Below are 22605 nucleotides of genomic sequence, written 5' to 3' on the forward strand. Positions count from 1 at the left end.
AAACCGACAGTCGGATACCCGCAAGCCAGTAGGCACACAGTTGAGGGAGCGAGCCTGCTCGCGATGGCAGAGTGTCAGGCGACATCGATATTGAATGTAAGGGCCTCATCGCGAGCAAGCTCGCTCCCACAGGGTTTGGCGCTTATCATGGCCACCGGATTAACCCCCTGCCTTTTATGAGACTGAGCATGACTTTCGATTTTGATCAGGTGTTCGACCGCCATGGCACCGGCAGTACCAAATGGAGCCGCTACCCGGCCGACGTGTTGCCGATGTGGGTCGCCGACATGGACTTTGCCGCGCCACCAGCGATCATTCAGGCGCTGCAAAAACGCCTGGAACACCCGATGCTCGGTTACAGCGTGGCTCAGGATGACTTGCGTGACGCCATCGTCGCCGACCTGTGGAGCAAGTACGCCTGGAGCGTGCAACCTCAGGAGCTGATTTTCCTGCCGGGTATCGAGTCGGGGTTCAACATGGCCCTGCATGCGCTGGTTCAGCCGCAGCAGAACGTGGTCGTGCAGACGCCAAACTACCCGCCGCTGCGCCATGCGCCGGGCCACTGGCAGCTGAACAAAGTCGAACTGGATTTCGACGCGTTGGCCGATGGCACCTATGCCACGCCACTCGATACCTTGCGCGAAGCGCTGCAAGGGGGCGGCGCGCTGCTGCTGAGCAACCCGCATAACCCGTTGGGCAAGGTCTTCCCGCGCGAGGAGCTGCAAGCGGTCGCCGACATTTGTCTGGAGCAGGATGCCTGGATCATCTCCGACGAGATCCACTCCGAGTTGTGCTTCGACGGGCGCGTACACATTCCGACCGCCTCGCTCAGCCCGCAGATCGCCAAGCGCACCATCACCCTGATGTCGGCGAGCAAGGCTTACAACATCGCCGGTTTGAAGACTGCGTTCATGATCATTCAGGACGCGGCACTGCGTCATCGGGTCAACAGCGCTCGCTGCGGCATGGTCGACAGCGTCAACCCGCTGGGCCTGGAAGCCACCCGCGTCGCCTACAGCGAAGGCGGCCCGTGGTTGACCGAGCTCATGGCCTACCTGCAAAGCAATCGGGATTATCTGGTGGAGGCGGTTCGTACGCGGTTGCCGGGTGTGACCATGAACATCCCTCAGGGCACTTACCTGGCATGGCTCGACTGCACGGCGCTGGGGCTGGATAACCCGCAGCAGTTTTTCCTTGAACAGGCCAAGGTCGGGCTGAGCGCAGGGCTGGATTTCGGCGATCACGCCCGGCAGTTCGTGCGTCTGAACTTCGGCTGCCCGCGGGCGCTGCTGGAAGAAGGGATCGCGCGGATGGAGCGTAGTTTGCGTAACCGCCAAGCCTGACGCCCCAGGTTGACACCGAAAACCCGATGCCTGCGCATCGGGTTTTTTATGGGCGATAGGCGCAGCATCGAATCCTGTTCAAGGCGTTATGCGCTCCAAGCAAGCCTTGATGAAGGCTTCCCGCTTCTGATCGTCCGGCAGCTTCATGAAGTTTTTCGGCTCGCAATTTTTCTCGTTCACATCGTATTTGTTTTCGCAGCCAGCGAGACATGCCAACGAGAGTGCCAGTGCAACGAGCGATTGAGTATTCATGAGCAATTCCTCATCGAGTTTCTTGCATCGCATTGAGCCTAACTCATGAGTTGAGTGTATGCAGGAACAACGAGCTCTCCTCCTGCGCCAAACCCGTCGGAAGTCCAACCGAACTCAAGTCAAAAGAGCGGGGTCAACCCTCAACGAGCGCTGGTACCGCTTGAATCTTTTGCCTTGAACAGAGGAGATTTTCCGATGACTGACTATCCAAAACCACCCTTCCCGAAACAAAGCCAGCCAGTCCCCGGAGTCCAGATGAAAATGGACCCTTACCCGGATTGTGGCGAGCAGAGCTACAAAGGTTCGGGTCGGCTGGAGGGCAAGATTGCCCTGATCACCGGTGCCGACAGCGGCATCGGCCGTGCGGTGGCGATTGCATTCGCCCGGGAAGGCGCGGATGTGGTGGTTGCCTACTTGAATGAAACTGAAGATGCGCAGGAAACCGCGCGCTGGGTCGAACAGGCTGGTCGCCAATGCCTGCTGCTGCCCGGCGATGTGGCGCAGAAAGCGCACTGCAAGGCGCTGGTGGATAAAACGGTGGAGCGCTTTGGCCGAATCGACATTCTGGTCAACAACGCCGCCTTCCAGATGACCCACGAAAACATCGAGGACATCCCGGACGAAGAATGGGTGATGACCTTCGATGTGAACATCACGGCCATGTTCAGGCTCTGTCAGGCCGCGTTGAAACACATGAAGCCCGGCAGTTCGATCATCAACACCAGTTCGGTCAACTCCGACATGCCCAAGCCGACATTGCTGGCCTACGCGACCACCAAGGGCGCGATTGCCAACTTTTCCGCCGGCCTGGCACAGATGCTGGGCCCAAAGAACATCCGGGTAAACAGCGTGGCGCCGGGGCCGATCTGGACGCCGTTGATCGTCTCGACCATGCCCGAGGAAGACGTGCAAAACTTCGGCTCGCAAACCCCGCTCGGCCGCCCCGGCCAACCGGTGGAAGTCGCGCCGATCTATGTGCTGCTGGCCTCGGATGAAGCCAGCTACATCACGGGGCAACGGTATGGCGTCACGGGCGGAAAACCGATGCTTTGACCTCAAGCAGCTGGCGTCGCCTACGCTCGCCCCGTAGCAGCTGCCGAGCCTGCGAGGCTACGTTCGGCTGCGCAGCAGTCGTGAATCCGGCTCACGCGGTTTGTCTGATGCACCGCAGATTCTGGTTTTACGACTGCTGCGCAGCCGAACGTAGCCTCGCAGGCTCGACAGCTGCTACAACCGAACGCAGGTTTGGCAAGGATCGCGGTGAGTCAGTGCTCTTGAGCAATCACCGAAATCTTGCCATTGCGCTCGATGATGGCGAATTTGATCTGCTCAAGGGTTTCAATGCCCTGGCTCGATCGCGCAGCCTCCATGACATCCGCTTCCACCAGTCGCGCATGGCGCAGGCGCTCGTGCAGGATCTTGCCGTTTTCAACAATGATCGTCGGCCCGCCATCAATCAGCCGTTGCACCCATTGCGAGCGCTGTTTGAGCAGTGAAAGGCCGACGTCAATGGCAATCAGCGTAACGATCACCAGCATCGAATTGGTCAGTGAAAAATCATTGCCCAGCAGCGCTTGTTGGGTCGCCTCGCCGATGATCATCAGCAGTACGAAATCAAACGTCGTCAGTTCGGCCAGCGAGCGCCGACCGGCAATTTTGAACAGCACCATTAACGCCAGGTACATCACGGCCGCGCGCAATACCGAATCCATAAGTCACCTAAGGGAAAATGAATTGATCCACCTTGACGGGGGCTGCACCGGGCGAGGCGATATGGCTGCGAAACAGGCCCAGCCCCTCGCCACGCAAAGTCAGGTAAAGACTCGCCTGCCCTTGCGCGTCCGTTTGTACCCACAGTTTCATGCCCTGCTCGCCACTGAGTGCACGCACAGGTTCCGGGTGCAGGGTTTCGATTTCGAAGCCCTCCAGCAGTTTCCCGGTCAGTTCCAGTTCAACCGTGGCATCCGGCCGGCCGATCACACTGACCTTCATCGGATTGGTCGAGCCATGACGGTGGAACATCTCGTACTCCACCCGTACCTTGCCATCGCTGCCGTGAACGTCTTGGGAGCTGAGCGGGCCACGGGAAAACAAGCCGAGCAACGCCAACACCACCAGCAGCACCATTACGTACCAGCCCCAGCGCTCGAATCGCCAGACCTTTACCTGATAGGCCATGTCTTCGCGCACCGGAAAATCGCGGCTGTGGTATTCGGTGCGACGGGATTGCTCGTTCATTGATTTACCCGATCTTGTTCACCGGTCTTGTCACAGGCCAGGGCACGTTTATGAAAAAACGAGATCCGCTTCAAGGCATGTTCGGCGGCCAGTAACTGAACTTTGCTGCGGGACCCGAAAAAGCGATGCTGTTGAGTGAAAACACGCTTTCCTTGCTCAGTCTGATAAGCCCAGGCAAAACAGATGGTGCCGGCCGGAATCCCGTCGACATCCTCCGGCCCCAGGATACCGGTGGTGGCCACGGCGACGTTGGCGGTGCTGTCGAGCAAGGCGCCCAGGGCCATTTCGCGAGCGACTTCGCAACTGGTCAGGTTGAAGGTTTCGATCGTATGGGGGCTGACGTTAAGTAACCGTTGCTTTGCTTCGGAGGAATAGACCACGTAACCGCTCTCGATCAGGTCGCCGCTGCCCGGCACTTCGGCCAGCAAGGTCACGATCTTTCCGGCGGTACAGGACTCAGCAGTGGTCAGTCGCAGGTCGTGTTGGCGCAAATATTCGACGACGGTTTGGCTGACGTTCATGACCAGGCACCCAGACAAGAGTAACTGCTCGGTTGACCTTCGCCGTTTGTAAACATTCCCTGCAGCCGACCGCTCTTGAGGCACCCGATAAAAAATGAACCCCCGGCGACGGATGCACCTCAATACTTTTAGGGGACCCCTATGCCGGGCCGCTCGCTATCTGGAGGTCGACATGTCCGCACCCTTCGTCAGGCTGTTCACTCAGCCCAATTTCGTCTGGACAGATATTCGTAAAGAAGAGGAAGCGAATCCGCGTCATTACCTCGCTCATTTACTGTTGCTCGCCTTGATTCCCGCCGTGTGCCTGTTTATCGGGACCACCTACGTCGGCTGGAGCCTGGCCGAAAACGAAACGGTCAAACTCAGTGCCGCCAGCGCCCTGCAACTCTGTGGGCTGCTGTACCTGAGCATCATCGTCGGCGTGGTGCTGATGGGGCTGTTCATCCGCTGGATGTCGCGCACCTTCGACTCACGCCCCACCGTCAATCAGTGCATCGGTTTTGCCGCCTACACCGTCACTCCGTTCTTCCTTGCAGGTATTGCCGGGCTCTATCCGAGTCGCTGGCTGGCGATCACCGTGCTGGGGGCCGCCTCCCTCTATTCAACGTTTCTGCTGTTCGTCGGTTTGCCGATCTTCATGCACGAGCGCAAGGAGCAAGGTCTGCTGAATGCGGCGAGCGTATGGGGCGTCGGGCTATTGGTGCTGGTGACTATTTTGGTGGAGATGATTCTGCTCTGGTTCAACTACCTGGGACCTGAGTACCTGCGCGTGACTGGCGTTTGATTTTCCTGAGTCCGCCATCCGCCGACGATCGGCGGTACACCTCCGAGAACCGGGCATGAGCTTTATTGTATGGGTGGCGGTGTTGGGTGCGGTGCTGCTGACCCTGGCACTGACCTCGTCCTATCTGCGCTGGATGCCGGTGACCACGTCGGCGGTGTGCCTGGCGCTGGGCGTGGCGATCGGTCCGGGTGGCCTGGGCTTGTTGAAGCTGGACATCAAGGACGCGGCGATCTGGATGGAGCACCTGACGGAAGTCGCGGTGCTCTTTTCGCTGTTTGTCTGCGGACTCAAATTGCGCCTGCCGCTGAAGGATCTTCGATGGCGGGTGGCGTTCGGCCTGGCGGGACCGGTGATGATCCTGACCATCATTGGCGTCTGCCTGCTACTGCATTACGGTTTTGCCCTCGCGTGGGGGCCGTCGTTGCTGATCGGGGCGATTCTGGCCCCCACCGATCCGGTACTGGCCTCGCTGGTGCAGGTCAACGACGCCAGGGATTACGACTCGGTGCGTTTCGGGCTCTCCGGTGAAGCGGGCCTCAACGACGGCATCGCCTTCCCTTTCGTGATCCTCGGCTTACTGTTCGTGCAGCAGGGCGGCAACAGCGACGCCTGGCTCGGTGAGTGGGCATTGAAAAGTGTGCTGTGGGCCGTGCCGGTCGGTTTGTTGACCGGTTACTGGATGGGCCACGGCATCGGTCGCTTGACCTTGTCGATGCGCATCCGCAATGCCGACAGCACCATTTCTCCCAACGATTACCTGACCCTGGCCCTGATCGCCCTCGCTTATGTCGCGGCCGAAGAGATCTATGGCTATGGCTTTCTGTCGGTATTCGCCGCCGGCCTGGGGTTGCGACAAGCCGAAGTCAAATCCACCGGCGACGCACGGATCCCCGCTGAGCATCTGGTGCAACCGGTGGTCGGCCACCAGAACGTCGAACCTGAGGCTGCCGTCCACGGAGACGTGGCGAATCTGCCAGAAACCCAAGTCGCGGCGGGCATCATGATGGGCGACATGCTGGCATTCGGTAGCCTGGTGGAACGGGCCATGGAAGTGTTTCTGGTCACCCTGCTGGGCGTGGTGCTGGTGGGCCATTGGGACTGGCGAGCGTTGGTGGTTGCACTGGTGTTGTTCTGTGCCATTCGCCCCTTGTGTGTATGGCTCATGCCGTGGGGGCGCTTGCTGGACGGTCGCCAGCGGCTGTTGATCGGCTGGTTCGGGATTCGCGGGATCGGGAGCTTTTATTATCTGTTCTACGCCTTGAATCACGACCTCGGTCCGGCGGCAGCGACGCTTTGCACCGACCTGACGTTGTCGGTGGTGGCGCTCAGCATTCTGGCGCATGGCATCAGTACTCAACCGATGCTGGCCCGTTATGAGCGGCGCAATAAACCGGACGCCTGACACCTTCTCAGGCGAGGCAATCGTTCGGTCAACCTGCATTGAACAGCAACGGATATTCATGCAGGTTGCACGACAAACGTTGTTTCAAGTCGATTTCAACCCACTGTTTTTACTGGCTTTTTATTGGATATTGAAACAGGCACGGGAAATGCTCCAACAGTGTGAGCGACAACGGCAGGAAGACCGTTTGCGCCTGACCTGTGACTAAACGAGAGGTTTGACCATGAACGCCATTGACCTGTTGAAAGCCGACCATGAACGCGTGAAAGGCATCCTGGCCCAGTTGAGCGAGTCCACCGAGCGTGGGGTTAAAAAGCGCACCGAGTTGCTGGCCAAACTGGAAATGGAAATCAAGATCCATACCCGTCTGGAAGAGGACGTCTTGTACCCGGCCTATAAAAAAGCCGGGGGCAAAGAACAGGACGTGATGTATTACGAAGCCAAGGAAGAACATCGCACCGTCGATACGCTGGTGCTTCCGGACCTGAAAACCACTGACCCCTCCACTCTCGAATTTGCCGGTCGCGTGAAAGTGGTCAAGGAGCTGCTGGAACATCACATTGAAGAAGAGGAAAAGGAAATGTTTCCTCAGGCCAAAAAACTGCTGGGCAAAACGACACTCGACGAATTGGGTGCAGAAATGGAAAGCCTGAAAGCACGCTACAAAAAAGAACTGGGCGCGCCCAATCTCGCTGCTTGAGGGGTTGGCGAATAGCAAAGGCCCGGCGAATGACGGGCCTTTGATTAATTTGAGTCATAAGTGTGCCAGCGAAAGTCTGTTGGTTGCATTCGCCTGTAGCAGCTGCTACTGGCAGACCTGGGCATGGCGACTATCACTTCATCGCCAAGGCAATGACTTCCACCAGATTAAGTTGGGTAAAGGGCTTGGACAGGCGTGGAAGTCTGGCTGCGAAGCCTTCCAGGCGCTCCGCATAACCGGTGGCGAGGATGATCGGCAGGTGTGGCCTTATCACCCGAATAGCCTGTGCCAATTGCGCGCCACTCATCTTGGGCATGACCATGTCCGTAATGACCAGGTCAACGTCGTGCTCGCTGTCGAACAGCTCCAGTGCCTGTGCGCCGGACGCTGCACTGATCACCCGATGGCCCAGGTCCTCAAGCAACAGGCTGGTACTGGTCAACACCAGACTGTCGTCGTCCACCACCAACACACACAGACGAGGCACTCGCGACATGGCGGCCTCTTCAATAGCGGGTTCGGTGGTCGAGTCGGCTAGCGCAACGGGTAACCAGAGTTCGGCAGTGGTGCCGACGTCCTTCTGGCTTTTGAGGATGAAGCGTCCACCCAGTTGTTCAGTAAACCCGTGAACCATCGACAACCCCAGGCCTGTGCCTTTGCCGACGCCTTTTGTGGTGAAGAAAGGGTCCATTGCCGACGCCAGGGTAGCGTCATCCATGCCCTCCCCTATATCCGTGACACTCAGGCAGACATAGCGGCCTGGCGTCAGGGCTAATTTCGCCTGATCGCAGATCTCTTCTGTCTGCGCACTGATGACAAGTTTCCCACCGTCGGGCATGGCATCGCGGGCGTTGGTCGCCAGGTTCAGTACCGCCAGTTCGAGCTGATTGACGTCGGCCATGACCGGTTCAAGTCCAGGCGCAAAGCGCGTTTCTATGCTCACCGCCGGCCCCAGAGAGCTGCGCAATAGCCCGGTAATCCCCTGTATCAACGTCGGGATTTCGACGGATTCAGTCTTGAGCTCCTGACGCCTGGCAAACGCCAACATGCGCTGGGTCAGGGAAACGCCGCGCAAGGCGCCTTGAGTGGCATTGTCGAGCAAACGGGTAATTCTCGGGTCGTCTGCCGCACGTTTGCGAACGACTTCCAGATTGCCAAGGATAACGGTCAGCAGATTATTGAAGTCGTGGGCAATCCCCCCGCTGAGCTGACCGATAGCCTGCATTTTCTGCGCCTGAAACAACGCTTCGCGGGTTTTTTCAAGGGCTTGCTGGGCTTGGGTGACCTCGGTGATGTCCCGAGTGATCTTGGCAAACCCCAGCAACGTGCCGGTGTCGCCCCAAATCGGATCGACTACGACATGCGCGAAAAACCGCGTACCGTCCTTGCGCACGCGCCAGGCCTTGTTTTCGAATCGCCCCTCGCGCGTAGCAATCTCCAGCGCCCGTTGCGGTTCACCGGCTTCACGGTCTTCAGGGGTGTAGAACATCGAGAAATGCCGGCCGATCACTTCTTCGGGCCGGTAGCCCTTGATTCGCTGAGCCCCCAGATTCCAGTTGGTCAAACGTCCATCCGGGGCGAGCATGTAGATGGCGTAGTCGGTGACGCTCTGCACCAGCAGCCGGAACTGCTGCTCACTTTGCTTGAGGGTTTCTTCGGCCATTTTGCGGTCGGTCAAATCCCGGGTGATCTTGGCAAAACCCAACAACTTGCCCGACGGATCGAGAATGGGATCGATGATGACGTGGGACCAGAAATGCGTGCCGTCCTTGCGAACCCGCCAGCCTTCACCCTCGAAACGCCCTTCGTGAATAGCGGTATCAAGGGCGCGCTGAGGTAAACCGGCCTTGCGGTCCTCTTCGGTATAGAAGCGCGAGAAATGCTGGCCGAGAATTTCCGCTTCCTCATACCCTTTGAAACGCTTGGCGCCAGCGTTCCAACTGGTGATGATGCCATCAGGGTCAATCATGTAGATCGCATAGTCGACCACGGCATCGATCAGCAGACGAAAACGCATCTCCTCGATGGCATTGGTCTTGGTCCGGTCATCGCTCATGGATCCCTGTCCTTATTGTTGTTCTTCTGGAGTATGCGACAAACCACTCGTTTGGAAATTCAAAAAAACCAATACGTGATGAGAACACTACTCAACAGGCTAAAAAGGCGCCGATTTCATCGACCACCAGCGCGGCAGCAATTGCTTGACCTTGCTCTCGCCAAACCGGTCATCGATCAGCATCACCACCCCTTGATCCTGCTGAGTGCGGATCACCCGCCCCGCCGCTTGCACGACTTTCTGCACGCCAGGAAACAGGTAGGTGTAGTCATACCCGGCACCGAAAATCGCCGCCATGCGCTGTTTCATCTGTTCGTTGACCGGATTGAGTTGCGCCAGCCCCAAAGTGGCAATGAATGCACCAATCAATCGCGCGCCGGGGAGATCGATGCCTTCGCCGAATGCTCCACCCAGTACCGCAAAGCCGACGCCCTGACCATGGAGGGTGAACTGATCGAGAAACGCCTGACGCGGCCCTTCCCCCATTCCCCGGGACTGCGACCACAGCGTGATGTGCGGATGCCGTTCGGCCAGCAACTGCGCCACTTGCTGCAAATAATCGAAGCTGCTGAAAAACGCCAGGTAATTACCGGGGCGCCGGGTGAACTGTTTGGCGATCAGTTCGACGATGGGTTCAAGGGACGCCTGTCGGTGGACAAAGCGGGTCGAAATCTGGCTGACGATGTGCACTTGCAACTGTTCGGCGCTGAACGGCGACTCCACATCAATCCAGACTGTATTCGCCGGTATTCCCAGCAAATCGGCGTAGTAATGCCGAGGGCTCAGGGTGGCGGAAAACAGCACAGCGCTACGCGCAGCAGTCAGGCGCGGGCGAATGAAAGCGGCGGGCACCACATTGCGCAGGCACAGTTGCGACAGGTTGCGCTTGCGCTCGAGGTCGCGCTTGCTGATGTCGAACAGAAAATGCTCATCGAACAGTTCAGCCACACGGCCGAATTGCAGCATGTCGAAGTAAAAATTCTGCAACCCGTTGTCCAGGCCCTGAGGGTGATCATTCAGGTAGTCGCCGATGCTCGCGCAGCATAAGGACAGCGCCTGAAGCAGCTTTTCCGGGGCTTTGTCGTAGGCTTGATAGGGGCTCAGCTGCTGATCATGCAGGGCATTCCATTCACGATTGACCCGTTGCAAGGATCTCTTCAGTGGCTCAGGCGCGGTTTTTCGCACGCTGTTCAACGTCGCCTGGTCGAGGCTGGCGCTGTACATCTGCCGGCCGCGTTCCACCAGATTGTGGGCTTCGTCCACCAGCACCGCGACTTTCCAGTTATTGGCCTGGGCCAGTCCGAACAGCAACGCACTGAAGTCGAAATAATAGTTGTAGTCGGCGACCACTACGTCCGCCCAGCGGGCCATTTCCTGGCTGAGGTAGTAGGGACAAACCTCATGCTGCAGGGCAACCTCGCGCAAGGCGCTCTGGTTTAGCAGACTCAATTGGCTGGCGGCCTGACGTGCGGCCGGCAGACGATCATAAAAACCCTGGGCCAACGGGCAGGACTCGCCATGGCAGGCCTTGTCCGGGTGCTCGCAAGCCTTGTCCCGGGCGATCATCTCGAGGACTCGCAATGGCGGAGCGTCGGCGCTGTCGAGGATGACCTGCGCGGCGTCCAGCGCCAATTTGCGCCCCGGAGTTTTCGCCGTGAGAAAGAACACTTTGTCCAATTGCTGTGGCGCCAAGGCCTTGAGCATCGGGAACAGCGTGCCAACGGTCTTGCCGATGCCGGTCGGTGCCTGGGCCATCAGGCACTGACCGGTGCTGACCGCCTTGAACACCGACTCGGCCAGATGCCGTTGCCCGGGACGAAAATCGGCATGGGGAAATGCCAGCTGTTGTGCCGCCAGATTGCGCCCTTCGCGATGGGCCATTTCCTGTTCGGCCCAATGCAGGAACAATCCGCAATGGTGTTCGAAAAACAGCTGCAATTCGGCGGCGCTGAAGGCCTCGACCAGACAGGTTTCTTTTTCGCTGACGATATCGAAGTACACCAGCGCCAGATTAATCTGCTCCAACTGCAGTTTCTGGCACATCAACGCGCCGTAGATCTTCGCCTGCGCCCAGTGCAACTGCCGGTGATTGGCCGGTTGCTTGCTCAGGTCGCCACGGTAGGTTTTAACTTCTTCGAGGCAGTTTTGCACCGGATCGTAGCCGTCCGCCCGGCCCTTCACCGTCAAGGTTCGATACTGGCCCTCCAGCGCGACTTCATTCTGGTAACCCTCGCTGCGCCGTGACGCCACGGTGCGATGCCCAACGATGCCTTCCAGCGCGGTTGGCGACGGGGTAAAGCGCAGATCGAGGTCGCCGACCTTGGCGGTGAATTCACACAGCGCCCGCACCGCAATGCTGTAGCTCACGCGCCCTGCTCCGCCCATTGCACGTAGCACACGGCAATCGGCATCTGGTGTTCGTGACAGAACTCCAGCCAGCGCAATTGATTGTCTTGTAGCCGATCGCCGGGGCCTTTGACTTCGATCATCCGGTAGGTTTTGTCTTGCGGCCAAAACTGAATCAGGTCCGGCATACCGGCGCGGTTGGCCTTGATGTCGAGCAGCAGTCGATTGAACCAGTGCTTGAGGTGTTCGGCGGGCAGACAGTCGAGCGCCTGCTCCAGCAGTTCCTCGCTCAGCGCGCCCCAGAATACGAACGGCGACTGCACGCCCCACTTGGCGCTGTAACGCTCGCGGACGGTTTGCACATAACGCCCGTCATCAAGTTCGGCGAGGCAGGCCTGGAACAGCTCCGCGCGCCGCGCATGAAAGTCTTCGTTGAGCAGGTCCACCGGACCGCGCTGGAACGGGTGAAAAAACGCCCCCGGCAACGGCGCGAAGATCGCCGGCCAGCACAGCAGCCCGAACAGCGAGTTGATCAGGCTGTTCTCGACGTAATGCACCGGCGCCGAATCGTCCGCCAGGTGCGCCTGAACGTAAGACTCCACCGACAACGCCGGATCGTGCCGGGGCAGTTGCAGGTCCAGACGCTGCATGGCCCGAGGGGCTGGCCGCTTGATCGGCGGCCCGCCCAGTTTACGCCGCAGTCTGGGCAGCACACGCGATAGATGCTGATGCTCGGCAGCGCTTTCAGGGGCTTGCTCGGCGTGGATGGCCAGGTCCATCGCCAGTTGGTATTCAGCACAGCGCTCCAGCACGCGAATCAGTCGCAGACGTGCGCCGGGGTAGGCGCATTCGCGGTAGAGGTTCAAAGCGGTGGAAAAATCCGCGACGCGCTCGCAATGCTGGCCGATCTGGAACAACAGTTTGCCGCGACGTTTTTGCAACCAGGGATTGTCGAGCTGCAGCCCGTTGATCTGCTCGACAATCGCCGTCACGTCTTCACCGACCTCGAAACGCTGCTGGCAGCTGTGCAGGAACAGACAGGCGTCGACGTCCTCGCGACTGCGCAAGCCGCGGGACTCGGCACAGAACTCGACTTTTTCGTAGGTAAAGATGCCCAGGTCGGCCAGCACGAACTCCGACCAGTCCTGGTAAAGATTGCCGAAGAACATCAGCCGCAATCGGTCGCACAGGCCCATGACGGTCAGGCTGAACAATCGATCATTCAGTGCCGGACACCATTGGGCAAAACTGTGTGCTTCGGGAAACTGCTCGCTCAGGGCCGGCAGCCAATCAGTCTTTTTGCCTTTGGGCTGATCGATGGCGCCGCCAAGGCACTGGAGAATCTCGGCCTTGAGCAACACCTCGAACAAGTCCTCGATGTGCAATGGCGACTGCTCATCGATCCAGCCCGATGCCAGCAACGGCGCCGCAGCGTTGTCGATGTCGCCGATCTCGACGTAACTCAGTTTGCCGGCCCTGAAATGCACACCCTTGCGCATCACCAGTCTGACCAGCAAGGCTTGGGACTCGCGGGGCAATCGATTGAAGTCGCGGATGAAATCCTGTTCATCGAGGCTCAATACATCGGCATAACGATGTTCAAGCCAATCAAGCACTTGCATGAAGTTGTTCAAGTAATAGAACGGATCATCGAGAGGATTTACAATCACGGGCAATAGGGCCATGGCAAACGAGTACTGGTTATGCGTACAGATACCAGCTATGCCCCACCCGGTGCAAACGGAAAAGGATCAGTGGCGACGCTATCCGACAATTTTCGGGTGACCATCGAACTTTCTGCCATTCCATCGCACCAACCGCGTTAGAGGCACAGTGACGATTGACCTCAAGCGAGGCGTTCGCGCTGTTTTTATTGAGTAAGGAGAGGTGTGTATGAAGATCAAGACTCTGGGTTTGCCCTTGGCGGTAGCGGCCTTTCTGGCCCTGGCCGGTTGCTCGACGCCAACGGTTGTTACCCTGCAGAACGGCACTCAGTATTTGACCAAGGACATGCCAAATACCAAGACCGAGGACGGTTTCTTTGAGTTTGAAGATATTTCCGGGGCGAAGGTGAAAGTCCGGGCCGATGACGTGGCCACGGTTCGCAAGGAAGACTGATCTCCTTAACGGGCTAAACGACGAATATCCTGTGGGAGCGCTTGCCCGCGAAAAATTCATCGCGGTTTGTCAGGTATTACGCGTCATCGTTCTTCGCGGGCAAGCCACGCTCCCACAGGTTCTGCGTTTTAACTTACCGGCATTAGCGCTGCCCGTTTAAAGCGCTTGTGCAATCGCCTTTCCGACCTCCTGGGTCGAGCCCTTCCCGCCCAGATCCGGTGTGATCGGCCCCTCGGCAATCACCCGTTCAATCGCCTGCAGAATCCCGTCGTGCGCGGCGCGATAACGCTCATCGCCATTGCCCAGAAAATCCAGCATCAACGCACCGGACCAGATCATGGCGATGGGGTTGGCGATATTGCGCCCGTAGATGTCCGGGGCCGAGCCATGTACCGGCTCGAACAGCGACGGAAAACGCCGCTCGGGATCGAGGTTGGCCGACGGTGCAATGCCGATGGTGCCGGCGCAGGCAGGTCCCAGGTCGGACAGGATGTCGCCGAACAGGTTCGATGCCACCACCACATCGAACCGGTCCGGTTGCAGCACAAAACGCGCGCACAGGATGTCGATGTGTTGCTTGTCCCAGGTGATGTCCGGGTACTGCGCGGCCATCAACGCCGTGCGTTCGTCCCAATACGGCATGCTGATGGAAATCCCGTTGGACTTGGTCGCCGCCGTCAGGCGCTTGCGCGGTCGAGTTTGGGCCAGGTCGAAGGCGAACTTGAGAATCCGGTCCACGCCACGCCGGGTGAACACCGACTCTTGCAGCACGAATTCATGCTCGGTGCCTTCGAACATCTTGCCGCCGACCGATGAATACTCGCCCTCGGTGTTCTCGCGGATCACCACGAAATCGATGTCGCCCGGTTTGCGCCCGACCAACGGGCACGGCACACCGGGAAACAAACGCACCGGGCGAATGTTCACGTACTGGTCGAAGTCGCGGCGAAACTTCAGCAGCGAGCCCCACAGGGAAATGTGATCCGGCACCTTGTCCGGCCAGCCTACGGCGCCAAAGTAAATCGCGTCGAAACCCTTGAGCTGCTCGAACCAGTCATCGGGCATCATCTGCCCGTGTTCCAGGTAGTAATCGCAGTGAGCCCAGTCGAGTACTTCGATGCTCAAATCGAGCTGCCACTTTTTTGCGGCCTGCTCCAGTACCCGCAACCCTTCCGGCAGGACTTCCTTGCCGATGCCATCGCCGGCAATCGCGGCGATTCTGAATGGTTTACTCATTTATCATGCCTCGCAAAATGGCTGTGCAATCGTTGCCGGGCTACAGCCCGCCGATGTGGAAAGCTTTGACTTCAAGGTATTCATCCAGGCCGTACTTGCTGCCTTCACGGCCAAGGCCCGACTGTTTGATGCCGCCGAATGGGGCGACTTCCATGGAAATGATTCCGGTGTTGAGGCCGACCATGCCGAACTCCAGCGCCTCGCCGAAGCGCCATGAGCGACGCAAGTCCTGGGTGAAATAGTAGGCGCCCAAGCCATAAGGCGTGGCATTGGCCAACGCTAGCGCTTCGGCTTCATCGGTGAAGCGCATCAACGGCGCCACCGGGCCGAAGGTTTCTTCGTTGGCCAAGAGCATGCCGGCGTGGGTGTCGCCGAGGACGGTCGGTTGCACAAACTGGCTGTCACCCTCGGGAATGCCACCGCAGAGCAACCGCGCGCCCTGGCTCAGGGCATCGTCGATGTGTCGCGCGACTTTGTTCACCGCCGCCGGGTTGATCAGCGGGCCGATGGTGACGTCGGCGTCCAAACCATTGCCGACTTTGAGTTTGCCCACCTCCTCCACCAAACGCTGGGCGAAGCGCTCGTAGATGCCGTCCTGCACCAGGATGCGGTTGGCGCAGACGCAGGTCTGCCCGGCGTTGCGGAACTTGCTGAGCATGATGCCGGCCACGGCCTGTTCCAGGTCGGCGTCGTCGAACACGATGAATGGCGCGTTACCGCCCAGTTCCAGGCTTAAGCGCTTGATGTGTTCGGCACTCTGGCGCATCAGCAGCCGACCGACAGCGGTGGAACCGGTGAAGGAAATCTTGCGCACCGTCGGGTTGCCGGTCAGCTCTTCGCCGATGCCCGCAGGCATCCCGGTCAACACGTTGAACACCCCGGCCGGGATGCCGACGCGCTCGGCGAGTACCGCCAGGGCCAGGGCCGACAGCGGGGTCAGGTCCGAAGGTTTGACGATGATCGGGCACCCAGCCGCCAGCGCCGGCGCGCACTTGCGAGTGATCATCGCGTTGGGGAAATTCCACGGGGTGATCGCAGCGCACACGCCCACCGGTTGTTTGAGCGTCAGTAGGCGCCGGTCGCCACTGGGGGTCGGCATGGTTTCGCCGTAAACCCGGCGGGCCTCTTCGGCGAACCACTTGACGAAGCCGGCGCCGTAGCGGATTTCGCCCTTGGCTTCGTTCAGCGGTTTGCCCTGCTCGCAGGTCATGATCAAGGCGAGGTCGTCGAGGTTGTCGATCATCGCCTGATACCAGCGCTCCAGCAGCGCCGCACGTTCCGCCGCCGGGCGTGCACGCCATGCAGGCCAGGCGCGTTCGGCGGCTTCGATGGCACGCCGGGTTTGCGCGCCTTGCATGGCCGGGACTCGGGCGAGCAATTGGCCGGTGGCCGGGTCGATGACGTCCAGGGTCGCGGCGTTATCGGCGCCGATCCACTGCCCGTCCACATAAGCGAGTTCTGCCAGAAGGCTGGGGTCTTTCAAACGATTCTTGAGCATGGTCGAGTCCTGATCCGAGACATTTGCAGTCTAGGGAGATGCCACGGATGAGGATGCTGAAAGCGTCTGATGGGCAGTGTTGGATGCTGAAATTTGCGGTGGGACGGCAGGCTCTACCGAGGGGGTTCATGACCTTTCAGACAAACACAAAACCCTGTGGGAGCGGGCTTGCTCGCGAAGGCGTCCTTCCAGTCAATATAGATGTCGCCTGACACGACGCCTTCGCGAGCAAGCCCGCTCCCACATTTGATCTCCATTTGCTACAAGACCTGATTACAGTTTCAAGGAACCGAGCAGGCCATCCAAAAACCGCTCCCCAGCCTCCATCTGGCTGAACTCGATGAACTCGTCCGGCTTGTGCGCCTGTTCGATCGAACCCGGGCCGCAAACCACCACGGGCACATCCAGACGCTGCTTGAACAACCCGCCCTCTGTGCCAAACGAGACTTTGGCAGTACCGGTGTCCGGGGCGGCGAAGTTTTTCAGGAAACGCACCGCTTCGACGCTCGGGTGCGTATCGAGGCCCGGATAAACGTTCAGGGTTTCGATCTCGATGTCCGCCACGCTAGACAGCTTTTTCGCCTCGCGCACGATCACTTCGGCACGCTCACGCATCTGCTCCAGGAACTGCTCCAGATCGTCCGCCGGCAAGTTACGCACCTCGAAATCCAGGGTGCACAGGTTCGGCACGATGTTCAGCGCCTTGCCGCCGACAATCTGCCCGACATGCACGGTGCTGTAAGGCACGTCGTAATCCGCATCCTGCGCGCCCTGCGCTTGCAGTTGCTGCTGGCTCTGACGCAGTGCCGCGATGAAGTCGCAGGCCAAGTGAATCGCATTGACCGAACGCGGTGCCAGCGATGAGTGTGCTTCCAGGCCGCGACAGTAGGTGCGGTAAGAGCCCTTACCCTTGTGCCCCAGCACAAACTGCATGTTGGTCGGCTCACCGATCAGGCACAAAAACGGCCGCACCGGCACCAAGTGCAGCACGTCGAGCAAACGTCGTACACCCACGCAGCCGGTTTCTTCGTCATGGGACAGGGCGATTTGTAGCGGTCGGCTCAAAGAATGGTCGGCGGCATCGAGCATGGCGTCGATCGCCAAAGCAATAAACCCCTTCATGTCGCAACTGCCACGGCCGTAAATCCGGCCGTCCTGCACCGTCGCCTGAAACGCTGGAAAGGTCCAGGCCTGCCCCGCTGCCGGCACTACGTCGGTGTGCCCGGACAGCAAAATCCCCGGCAATTCCTTGGGGCCGGTGCTGGCGAACAGGTTGGCCTTTTTGCCTGTCTCGTCCTTGACGATCAGCGACTCGATGCCCTTGCTCAGCAACAGGTCGCGCACGTACTCGATCAGGGCCATGTTCGACTCCGACGACACGGTGTCGAAGGCCATCAGGCGTTTTAGAATGTCCAGTACACGGGGTTTCATGAGGCCCTGCTCCTTTGCTCAGTTGTCCGTTGCTCGGCTGAAGCGGCGAACCGGCGGATGGAGAACGGCTCGATCGAGGTACTCGTGCTGCCGGTGCTGATCAGTTCCGCCATCACGTCGCCGACGCCGGGGCCGAGCTGGAAGCCGTGGCCGCAGAAGCCGAACGCGTAGTACAAGCCGTCAACGTTGCCGCTCGGCCCCATCACCGGCAGGGAATCGGGCAGGTAGCCTTCGATGCCGCTCCACACGCGAATGATGTTCAGGTTGCCGACACCCGGCAGCAGGCGACGCATCTGCTCCATCTGATTGAGAATGCTGCGCGGCTCGACATAGGCCCGGCGGTTGAGCATGTCCGGTTTGCTCCGGTAACCGCCGCCGATGATGATGTTGCCGCGCGGGATCTGCCGGAAGTAGATCACTTCCTCGGGAATTTTGGTGTACACGCCGATCACCGTCGGCAAGGTGTAGGGCACCGGTTCGGTCACGGCCATTTGCGGGCCGTGGGTGTCCAGCGGCACCGGTTCGCCGAACTGCGCCGAGAGTTTCTGGCCCCAGGCACCGGCCGTGATCAGCAAGCGCTCGGCGCTGAACTGACGGCCATCGGTGGTGGTCACCGTGAACTCGCCGCCGACCTTCTGCACGTCGGCGACTTCGGTCTGTTCTTCAATCCGCGCACCGAGGCGGCGTGCCGCTCGGGCAAATGCCGGTGCCGCCAGACGTGGATTGGCATGGCCATCGTGGGGCGCGTAAGAGCCGCCCTTCACCTCCGGCCCGAGGAACGGAAAGCGCTCGTGCAGCTCGGCGCCGCGATAGATCTTCAAGTCCAGTTGCGCCGCCTCGGGCGCTGCCGCGTAGGCTTCAAGCTCAGGGATTTCGTCTTCGCGATAACACACGCGCATGTGCCCGCTGGCGATGAATTCCAGGTCGTCATCGATCAGTTCCGGCAGACGTTTCCACAGCGCCCAGGAACGGTTGGCCAATTCCAGTTGCCCGAGGAAGCGTCCCTGACGCCGGACGTTGCCGAAGTTCACCCCGCTGGCGTACTGACCGATCTGGTCGCGTTCCAGCAGAATCACCGACTGCCCGCGCTGGCGCAGGAAAAACGCCGCCGCCGAGCCCATCAGGCCGCCGCCGACAATCACGACATCGGCTTTGTGTAGCGTCATGGCGACACCTCCTCGGTGAGCATCGAAAGGGGTTTGACCGGCGCCTGGCCGCGTTGCCGACCGACCTGTTGCACGCTGACGCCCGCGGCGGCGGCAATCACTTCGGCCCCGGCCTGGGAGCAATAACGGCCCTGGCAACGGCCCATGCCGACCCGACTGAAGGCCTTGGCCCGATTGACTTCACAGGCGCCCTTCTCGCTCACGGTGCGGCGCAACTCGCCGGCGCTGATCATCTCGCAGCGGCAGACGATGGCTGAATCCGGTAGCGCTTTGGCTTGCGCCGCAGGCCAGGGAAACGCCTGGGCCAGGCCGAGGCGAAACTCATCCATTACCGCCAGCGCATGCCGTTGTTCGTCGCGCAATCCGATGTTTACCGGTTGCTGCAGATCCTCCAACAACGCCATCGCCACCAGTCGCCCGGCGTGCTCGGCGGCATCGGCGCCACGAATCTTCGAACCATCCCCGGCGGCATACACACCGCTGACCGAGGTCCGGCCCGCTTCATCGACGGCCAGCCACCATTGGCTGGAAGCCTCATCGAAGCGCATGCGGCAACCGGCCAGGTCTGCCAGTTGGGTTTCCGGGCGCAAGTGATAACCCAGGGCCACGGCATCGCAATCGATCGTCAGGGTTTCGCCTTTCGCCGTGCTGATCCGCACACCACTGACCCCGTTGGCGGCATCGCCCAGTACTTGCAGGGGGGTGATCCCCAAGTGCACCGGGATCTTCGCCCGGTACAGCTGCGCGAGCAGTTTCATCCCGGTAAACAGCAACCCCGGCCGCGCCAACAACTTGGGCAAGGCGCCGATGCGCTTGCTGATTGGCGAGGTATCGAGCACCGCCGCAACCGTGGCGCCTGCTTTGACGTATTGGCTGGCAACCAGATACAGCAGCGGCCCGCTGCCCATGAACACCACGCGATGGCCGATGGACACCGCCTGGGATTTCAGTGCGATCTGCGCCCCGCCGAGGCTGTAAGTGCCCGCCAACTGCCAACCTTCAATCGGCATCAAGCGGTCGGTGGCGCCGGTGCACAGGATCAGTTCGTCGTAATCTACCGTCGAGTGCTTGCCCTGGCTGACGCAGCACAATTGCCCCGGCGTCAGGTTCCACACAAGGGTGTCTGGGCGGTAGTCGATCTGCCCGCGCAAACGGTCGAAGCTCTGATGCAAATCCTTGGCCTTGGCAGCTTCGGTGCCATACAAGGTGACGTAATCCCGGGTAAATCCTTCGGGCTGGCGACGGTAGATCTGCCCGCCATCCCGGCGATTCTCATCGATCAGGATCGGTTTGAGGCCCGCCACCAACAGTGTTTCAGCACAACGAATGCCGGCCGGCCCGGCGCCGATGATAACGACCCGATGAGTGCTCAGCCGTGCAGTGGCCATATCGCCTCCGGTTGTGTGGTGACGATGTCCAGCCCTTCGCGGACTTCATTGGAGCAGGCACGCAGGCGTTCGCCGCTGCGGGTCCAGACCCAGCAATCCTGGCAGGCGCCCATCAGGCAGAAGCCGGCGCGACGGCCCGAATCGAATTCCGATTGGCGCAACGCGTTGCCTTGGGTCAGCAACGCAACCATTAGCGTGTCGCCCTGTAATGCCTCGATAGGCGAACCGTCCACCGTCAGTTTGACGGTCGGCCGGCCCTGCTCGGCCAGCCTCACAAAACGCCCCTTCATGCGTAGGCTCCCAGGCTCATGGTGGTTAGGTCCCGCTGAGTTTTCAGCAACTCGGCACTGTCGTGATGGCAAAGGATTTCGCTGCCGCCGTCGATGATCCGCCGGTTCGGCGCGGTGCGATTGCACAGGCCGTCGACCCGCACCGGGCAGCGACTGAGGAAGGTGCACAGCTCTGGCACATTGGCCTTGGCGCCGATCGGCGGCAGCGTGCCGCAAGTGGTGCCGCAGTTTTCCAGCCAACCCTGTCGCAACTCCGGCACCGAATGGATCAACAGGTCGGTGTAGGGATGAAACGGTGCCTGGGCAAACGACTGCCGACTGCCGGCCTGGACCTTGTGGCCGCTGTACATCACCACAATGTCGTCGCACAGCGCCCGCACCGTGGAGATGTCATGGCTGATGAACAGATACGAGACGCCCAGTTGCTGGCGCAGATCGCGCAGCAGTTCGAGAATCGCCGCGCCGACCACGGTGTCCAGCGCCGAGGTCACTTCATCGCAAAGGATCAGGTCCGGTTTCGCCGCCAGGGCCCGCGCCAGGTTGACCCGCTGCTTTTGCCCGCCGGAGAGTTCATTCGGGCGCCGTTCGGCCATGGCTCGCGGCAGGCGCACCAGGTCCAGCAGCTCGCCGATACGCTCGCGCAACGCGGCGCCCTTGAGGCCGAAGTACATCTTCAGCGGACGACTCAGAATGGTGCCAACACTGTGCATTGGGTTGAGCGCGGTGTCGGCGTTCTGGAACACCATCTGAATCCGTCGGAATTGCTCGTCAGTACGCTCGGACAAACTGCCGCCCAATGGCTGGCCATCGAACGTCAGGCCGCCCAATGCGGGCGTCAGCAACCCGGCCACCACCCGCGCCAGGGTCGACTTGCCAGAACCCGACTCACCGATCACGCCGATGGCCTGGCCCCGGCGCACAGTCAGGTCGATGTCTTCCAGCACGCGGATTGCCGGCATGCCTTGCATATTCTTGTTGCCATAGCCGGCGGTCAGCCCCTGGATGGTCAGCAGCGGCGTTTCTTCGGCGATGCCGCAAGGCGGGCGAATTGTCGTGTCCGGGCGGGCCGCCAGCAGCAGGCTGCGGGTGTATTCATGGGCCGGGGCTTTGAGCAACGGCGCGGTGGCGCTCTGCTCGAAGATCTGACCGCCGTTGAGCACCACAATCTGATCGGCCATTTGCGCTACGACCGCCAAGTCATGGGACACATAGACCGCCGTCGCGCCACGCTCGCGGACCACGCGCTTGAAGGCGCGCAGCACGTCGATCTGGGTGGTCACGTCGAGGGCAGTGGTTGGCTCGTCGAGCACCACCAGCAATGGATCGCTGATCAGCGCCATGGCCGCCATCACCCGTTGCAACTGCCCGCCGGACACCTGATGCGGATAACGCTGACCGATGTGATCAGGGTCCGGCAGGGCCAGGTCGCGGAACAACTCGATGGCTTTGGCTTCCAGCACGGCCCGGGCCAAACCGTGAATCAAGGCGCCCTCCACCACTTGGTCGATAAGCTTTTTCGCCGGGTTGAACGCGGCGGCGGCACTCTGGGCGATATACGAAACGCGGTTACCGCGCAGCCCCTGCAGCTCGCTTTCGCTCAACGCCAGCATGTCGTGTTCGCCGACCTGCACCACCCCGCCCGCCAATCGACAGCCGCGCCGGGCATAGCCGAGCAGCGCCAGGGCGATGGTGGTCTTGCCGGAGCCGGACTCACCGATCAGCGCCAGCACTTCACCTTTGGCCAGGGAGAAACTCACGCCCTTGACGATTTCCACCTCGCCGCGCTCACCACAGGCGACCACGCGCAGGTCTTCGACTCGAATCAAATCACTCATC

The 22605-nt window shown here is 60.2% G+C and carries 20 protein-coding genes; 6 read left to right on the plus strand and 14 right to left on the minus strand.

Annotated elements, in window-relative coordinates; genetic code table 11:
• The first annotated feature begins 188 nt into the window (after nucleotides 1-188).
• A complete protein-coding gene (locus IB250_RS14970; RefSeq protein WP_192344664.1) occupies nucleotides 189-1343 on the plus strand; it encodes a MalY/PatB family protein in 1155 nt (384 codons plus the stop codon).
• A 78-nt stretch (nucleotides 1344-1421) separates the two neighbouring features.
• Here IB250_RS14970 and trbK read toward each other — a convergent pair whose 3' ends face one another.
• A complete protein-coding gene (gene trbK, locus IB250_RS14975; protein WP_123495383.1) occupies nucleotides 1422-1595 on the minus strand; it encodes an entry exclusion lipoprotein TrbK in 174 nt (57 codons plus the stop codon).
• Between the two features lie 195 nt (nucleotides 1596-1790).
• Here trbK and IB250_RS14980 point away from each other — a divergent pair, with 195 nt between their 5' ends.
• The gene (locus tag IB250_RS14980) at nucleotides 1791-2648 is read left to right on the plus strand and encodes an SDR family oxidoreductase (protein WP_192344665.1); all 858 of its coding nucleotides are present in this window, start codon (nucleotides 1791-1793) and stop codon (nucleotides 2646-2648) included.
• 212 nt (nucleotides 2649-2860) lie between these two features.
• Here the strand turns inward: IB250_RS14980 and IB250_RS14985 are convergent, their stop codons facing one another.
• Genes IB250_RS14985 through IB250_RS14995 form a run of 3 tightly spaced genes read right to left on the minus strand, consistent with a single transcriptional unit; the run spans nucleotide 2861 to nucleotide 4354 of the window.
• On the minus strand, nucleotides 2861-3307 hold the full coding sequence (locus IB250_RS14985; protein ID WP_192344666.1) for a DUF421 domain-containing protein: 447 nt from the start codon (nucleotides 3305-3307) through the stop codon (nucleotides 2861-2863).
• Nucleotides 3308-3314: 7 nt separating this feature from the next.
• Nucleotides 3315-3833: a hypothetical protein gene (locus IB250_RS14990; protein ID WP_192344667.1), complete on the minus strand. Its 519-nt coding sequence runs from the start codon at nucleotides 3831-3833 to the stop codon at nucleotides 3315-3317.
• Nucleotides 3830-4354 (minus strand): CinA family protein, encoded by a 525-nt coding sequence (locus IB250_RS14995; RefSeq protein ID WP_192344668.1) that lies wholly within the window; start codon nucleotides 4352-4354, stop codon nucleotides 3830-3832. The genes IB250_RS14990 and IB250_RS14995 overlap by 4 nt, the downstream gene beginning before the upstream one ends.
• A gap of 172 nt (nucleotides 4355-4526) precedes the next feature.
• On the opposite strand from IB250_RS14995, the gene IB250_RS15000 reads away from it, so the two are divergent.
• The 3 genes from IB250_RS15000 (at nucleotide 4527) to IB250_RS15010 (ending at nucleotide 7240) form a co-directional block, all read left to right on the plus strand.
• Nucleotides 4527-5138: a Yip1 family protein gene (locus IB250_RS15000; RefSeq protein WP_192344669.1), complete on the plus strand. Its 612-nt coding sequence runs from the start codon at nucleotides 4527-4529 to the stop codon at nucleotides 5136-5138.
• Between the two features lie 55 nt (nucleotides 5139-5193).
• Nucleotides 5194-6540 (plus strand): cation:proton antiporter, encoded by a 1347-nt coding sequence (locus IB250_RS15005; RefSeq protein ID WP_192344670.1) that lies wholly within the window; start codon nucleotides 5194-5196, stop codon nucleotides 6538-6540.
• 223 nt (nucleotides 6541-6763) lie between these two features.
• Nucleotides 6764-7240 carry a hemerythrin domain-containing protein gene (locus IB250_RS15010; protein WP_192344671.1) on the plus strand — a complete coding sequence of 159 codons (477 nt, stop codon included), beginning with the start codon at nucleotides 6764-6766 and terminating at the stop codon, nucleotides 7238-7240.
• A 133-nt stretch (nucleotides 7241-7373) separates the two neighbouring features.
• Here IB250_RS15010 and IB250_RS15015 read toward each other — a convergent pair whose 3' ends face one another.
• From IB250_RS15015 to IB250_RS15025, 3 genes are all read right to left on the minus strand, one after another.
• A complete protein-coding gene (locus IB250_RS15015) occupies nucleotides 7374-9296 on the minus strand; it encodes a PAS domain-containing sensor histidine kinase (RefSeq protein WP_192344672.1) in 1923 nt (640 codons plus the stop codon).
• Nucleotides 9297-9395: 99 nt separating this feature from the next.
• The gene (locus IB250_RS15020; RefSeq protein ID WP_192344673.1) at nucleotides 9396-11663 is read right to left on the minus strand and encodes a helicase C-terminal domain-containing protein; all 2268 of its coding nucleotides are present in this window, start codon (nucleotides 11661-11663) and stop codon (nucleotides 9396-9398) included.
• Nucleotides 11660-13327 (minus strand): VRR-NUC domain-containing protein, encoded by a 1668-nt coding sequence (locus IB250_RS15025; RefSeq protein ID WP_192344674.1) that lies wholly within the window; start codon nucleotides 13325-13327, stop codon nucleotides 11660-11662. The genes IB250_RS15020 and IB250_RS15025 overlap by 4 nt, the downstream gene beginning before the upstream one ends.
• Nucleotides 13328-13535: 208 nt before the next feature.
• Between IB250_RS15025 and IB250_RS15030 the strand changes: the two genes are divergently transcribed.
• Nucleotides 13536-13760, plus strand: coding sequence for a YgdI/YgdR family lipoprotein (locus IB250_RS15030; protein WP_123494670.1), 225 nt, complete (start codon nucleotides 13536-13538; stop codon nucleotides 13758-13760).
• 156 nt (nucleotides 13761-13916) lie between these two features.
• Here IB250_RS15030 and IB250_RS15035 read toward each other — a convergent pair whose 3' ends face one another.
• The 7 genes from IB250_RS15035 to IB250_RS15065 form a co-directional block, all read right to left on the minus strand.
• Nucleotides 13917-14996, minus strand: coding sequence for a tartrate dehydrogenase (locus tag IB250_RS15035; RefSeq protein WP_192344675.1), 1080 nt, complete (start codon nucleotides 14994-14996; stop codon nucleotides 13917-13919).
• Between the two features lie 40 nt (nucleotides 14997-15036).
• Entirely contained in the window at nucleotides 15037-16494 is a 1458-nt protein-coding gene (locus IB250_RS15040) for an NAD-dependent succinate-semialdehyde dehydrogenase (protein WP_192344676.1), read from the minus strand.
• Between the two features lie 273 nt (nucleotides 16495-16767).
• Nucleotides 16768-17925: an acetylornithine deacetylase gene (gene argE / locus IB250_RS15045; RefSeq protein ID WP_192344677.1), complete on the minus strand. Its 1158-nt coding sequence runs from the start codon at nucleotides 17923-17925 to the stop codon at nucleotides 16768-16770.
• Nucleotides 17922-19091, minus strand: a complete 1170-nt coding sequence (locus IB250_RS15050; RefSeq protein WP_192344678.1) for an NAD(P)/FAD-dependent oxidoreductase — start codon at nucleotides 19089-19091, stop codon at nucleotides 17922-17924. The genes argE and IB250_RS15050 overlap by 4 nt, the downstream gene beginning before the upstream one ends.
• A complete protein-coding gene (locus tag IB250_RS15055) occupies nucleotides 19088-20479 on the minus strand; it encodes an NAD(P)/FAD-dependent oxidoreductase (protein WP_192344679.1) in 1392 nt (463 codons plus the stop codon). Before IB250_RS15055 ends, IB250_RS15050 begins: the two co-directional genes overlap by 4 nt.
• Nucleotides 20461-20769, minus strand: a complete 309-nt coding sequence (locus IB250_RS15060) for a (2Fe-2S)-binding protein (RefSeq protein ID WP_008076598.1) — start codon at nucleotides 20767-20769, stop codon at nucleotides 20461-20463. The genes IB250_RS15055 and IB250_RS15060 overlap by 19 nt, the downstream gene beginning before the upstream one ends.
• A complete protein-coding gene (locus IB250_RS15065) occupies nucleotides 20766-22604 on the minus strand; it encodes an ABC transporter ATP-binding protein (protein WP_192344680.1) in 1839 nt (612 codons plus the stop codon). The genes IB250_RS15060 and IB250_RS15065 overlap by 4 nt, the downstream gene beginning before the upstream one ends.
• Nucleotide 22605 lies beyond the last annotated feature (1 nt).

The sequence above is a fragment of the Pseudomonas sp. PDM09 genome, from assembly GCF_014852305.1.
GTDB lineage: Bacteria > Pseudomonadota > Gammaproteobacteria > Pseudomonadales > Pseudomonadaceae > Aquipseudomonas.

What these genes read in the sequence shown, in the direction of transcription:
- IB250_RS14970 (WP_192344664.1), top strand. Translation starts at nt 189, where the DNA reads ATGACTTTCGATTTTGATCAGGTGTTCGACCGCCATGGCACCGGCAGT.
- trbK (WP_123495383.1), bottom strand. Translation starts at nt 1,595, where the DNA reads ATGAATACTCAATCGCTCGTTGCACTGGCACTCTCGTTGGCATGTCTC.
- IB250_RS14980 (WP_192344665.1), top strand. Translation starts at nt 1,791, where the DNA reads ATGACTGACTATCCAAAACCACCCTTCCCGAAACAAAGCCAGCCAGTC.
- IB250_RS14985 (WP_192344666.1), bottom strand. Translation starts at nt 3,307, where the DNA reads ATGGATTCGGTATTGCGCGCGGCCGTGATGTACCTGGCGTTAATGGTG.
- IB250_RS14990 (WP_192344667.1), bottom strand. Translation starts at nt 3,833, where the DNA reads ATGAACGAGCAATCCCGTCGCACCGAATACCACAGCCGCGATTTTCCG.
- IB250_RS14995 (WP_192344668.1), bottom strand. Translation starts at nt 4,354, where the DNA reads ATGAACGTCAGCCAAACCGTCGTCGAATATTTGCGCCAACACGACCTG.
- IB250_RS15000 (WP_192344669.1), top strand. Translation starts at nt 4,527, where the DNA reads ATGTCCGCACCCTTCGTCAGGCTGTTCACTCAGCCCAATTTCGTCTGG.
- IB250_RS15005 (WP_192344670.1), top strand. Translation starts at nt 5,194, where the DNA reads ATGAGCTTTATTGTATGGGTGGCGGTGTTGGGTGCGGTGCTGCTGACC.
- IB250_RS15010 (WP_192344671.1), top strand. Translation starts at nt 6,764, where the DNA reads ATGAACGCCATTGACCTGTTGAAAGCCGACCATGAACGCGTGAAAGGC.
- IB250_RS15015 (WP_192344672.1), bottom strand. Translation starts at nt 9,296, where the DNA reads ATGAGCGATGACCGGACCAAGACCAATGCCATCGAGGAGATGCGTTTT.
- IB250_RS15025 (WP_192344674.1), bottom strand. Translation starts at nt 13,327, where the DNA reads ATGGCCCTATTGCCCGTGATTGTAAATCCTCTCGATGATCCGTTCTAT.
- IB250_RS15030 (WP_123494670.1), top strand. Translation starts at nt 13,536, where the DNA reads ATGAAGATCAAGACTCTGGGTTTGCCCTTGGCGGTAGCGGCCTTTCTG.
- IB250_RS15035 (WP_192344675.1), bottom strand. Translation starts at nt 14,996, where the DNA reads ATGAGTAAACCATTCAGAATCGCCGCGATTGCCGGCGATGGCATCGGC.
- IB250_RS15040 (WP_192344676.1), bottom strand. Translation starts at nt 16,494, where the DNA reads ATGCTCAAGAATCGTTTGAAAGACCCCAGCCTTCTGGCAGAACTCGCT.
- argE (WP_192344677.1), bottom strand. Translation starts at nt 17,925, where the DNA reads ATGAAACCCCGTGTACTGGACATTCTAAAACGCCTGATGGCCTTCGAC.
- IB250_RS15050 (WP_192344678.1), bottom strand. Translation starts at nt 19,091, where the DNA reads ATGACGCTACACAAAGCCGATGTCGTGATTGTCGGCGGCGGCCTGATG.
- IB250_RS15055 (WP_192344679.1), bottom strand. Translation starts at nt 20,479, where the DNA reads ATGGCCACTGCACGGCTGAGCACTCATCGGGTCGTTATCATCGGCGCC.
- IB250_RS15060 (WP_008076598.1), bottom strand. Translation starts at nt 20,769, where the DNA reads ATGAAGGGGCGTTTTGTGAGGCTGGCCGAGCAGGGCCGGCCGACCGTC.
- IB250_RS15065 (WP_192344680.1), bottom strand. Translation starts at nt 22,604, where the DNA reads ATGAGTGATTTGATTCGAGTCGAAGACCTGCGCGTGGTCGCCTGTGGT.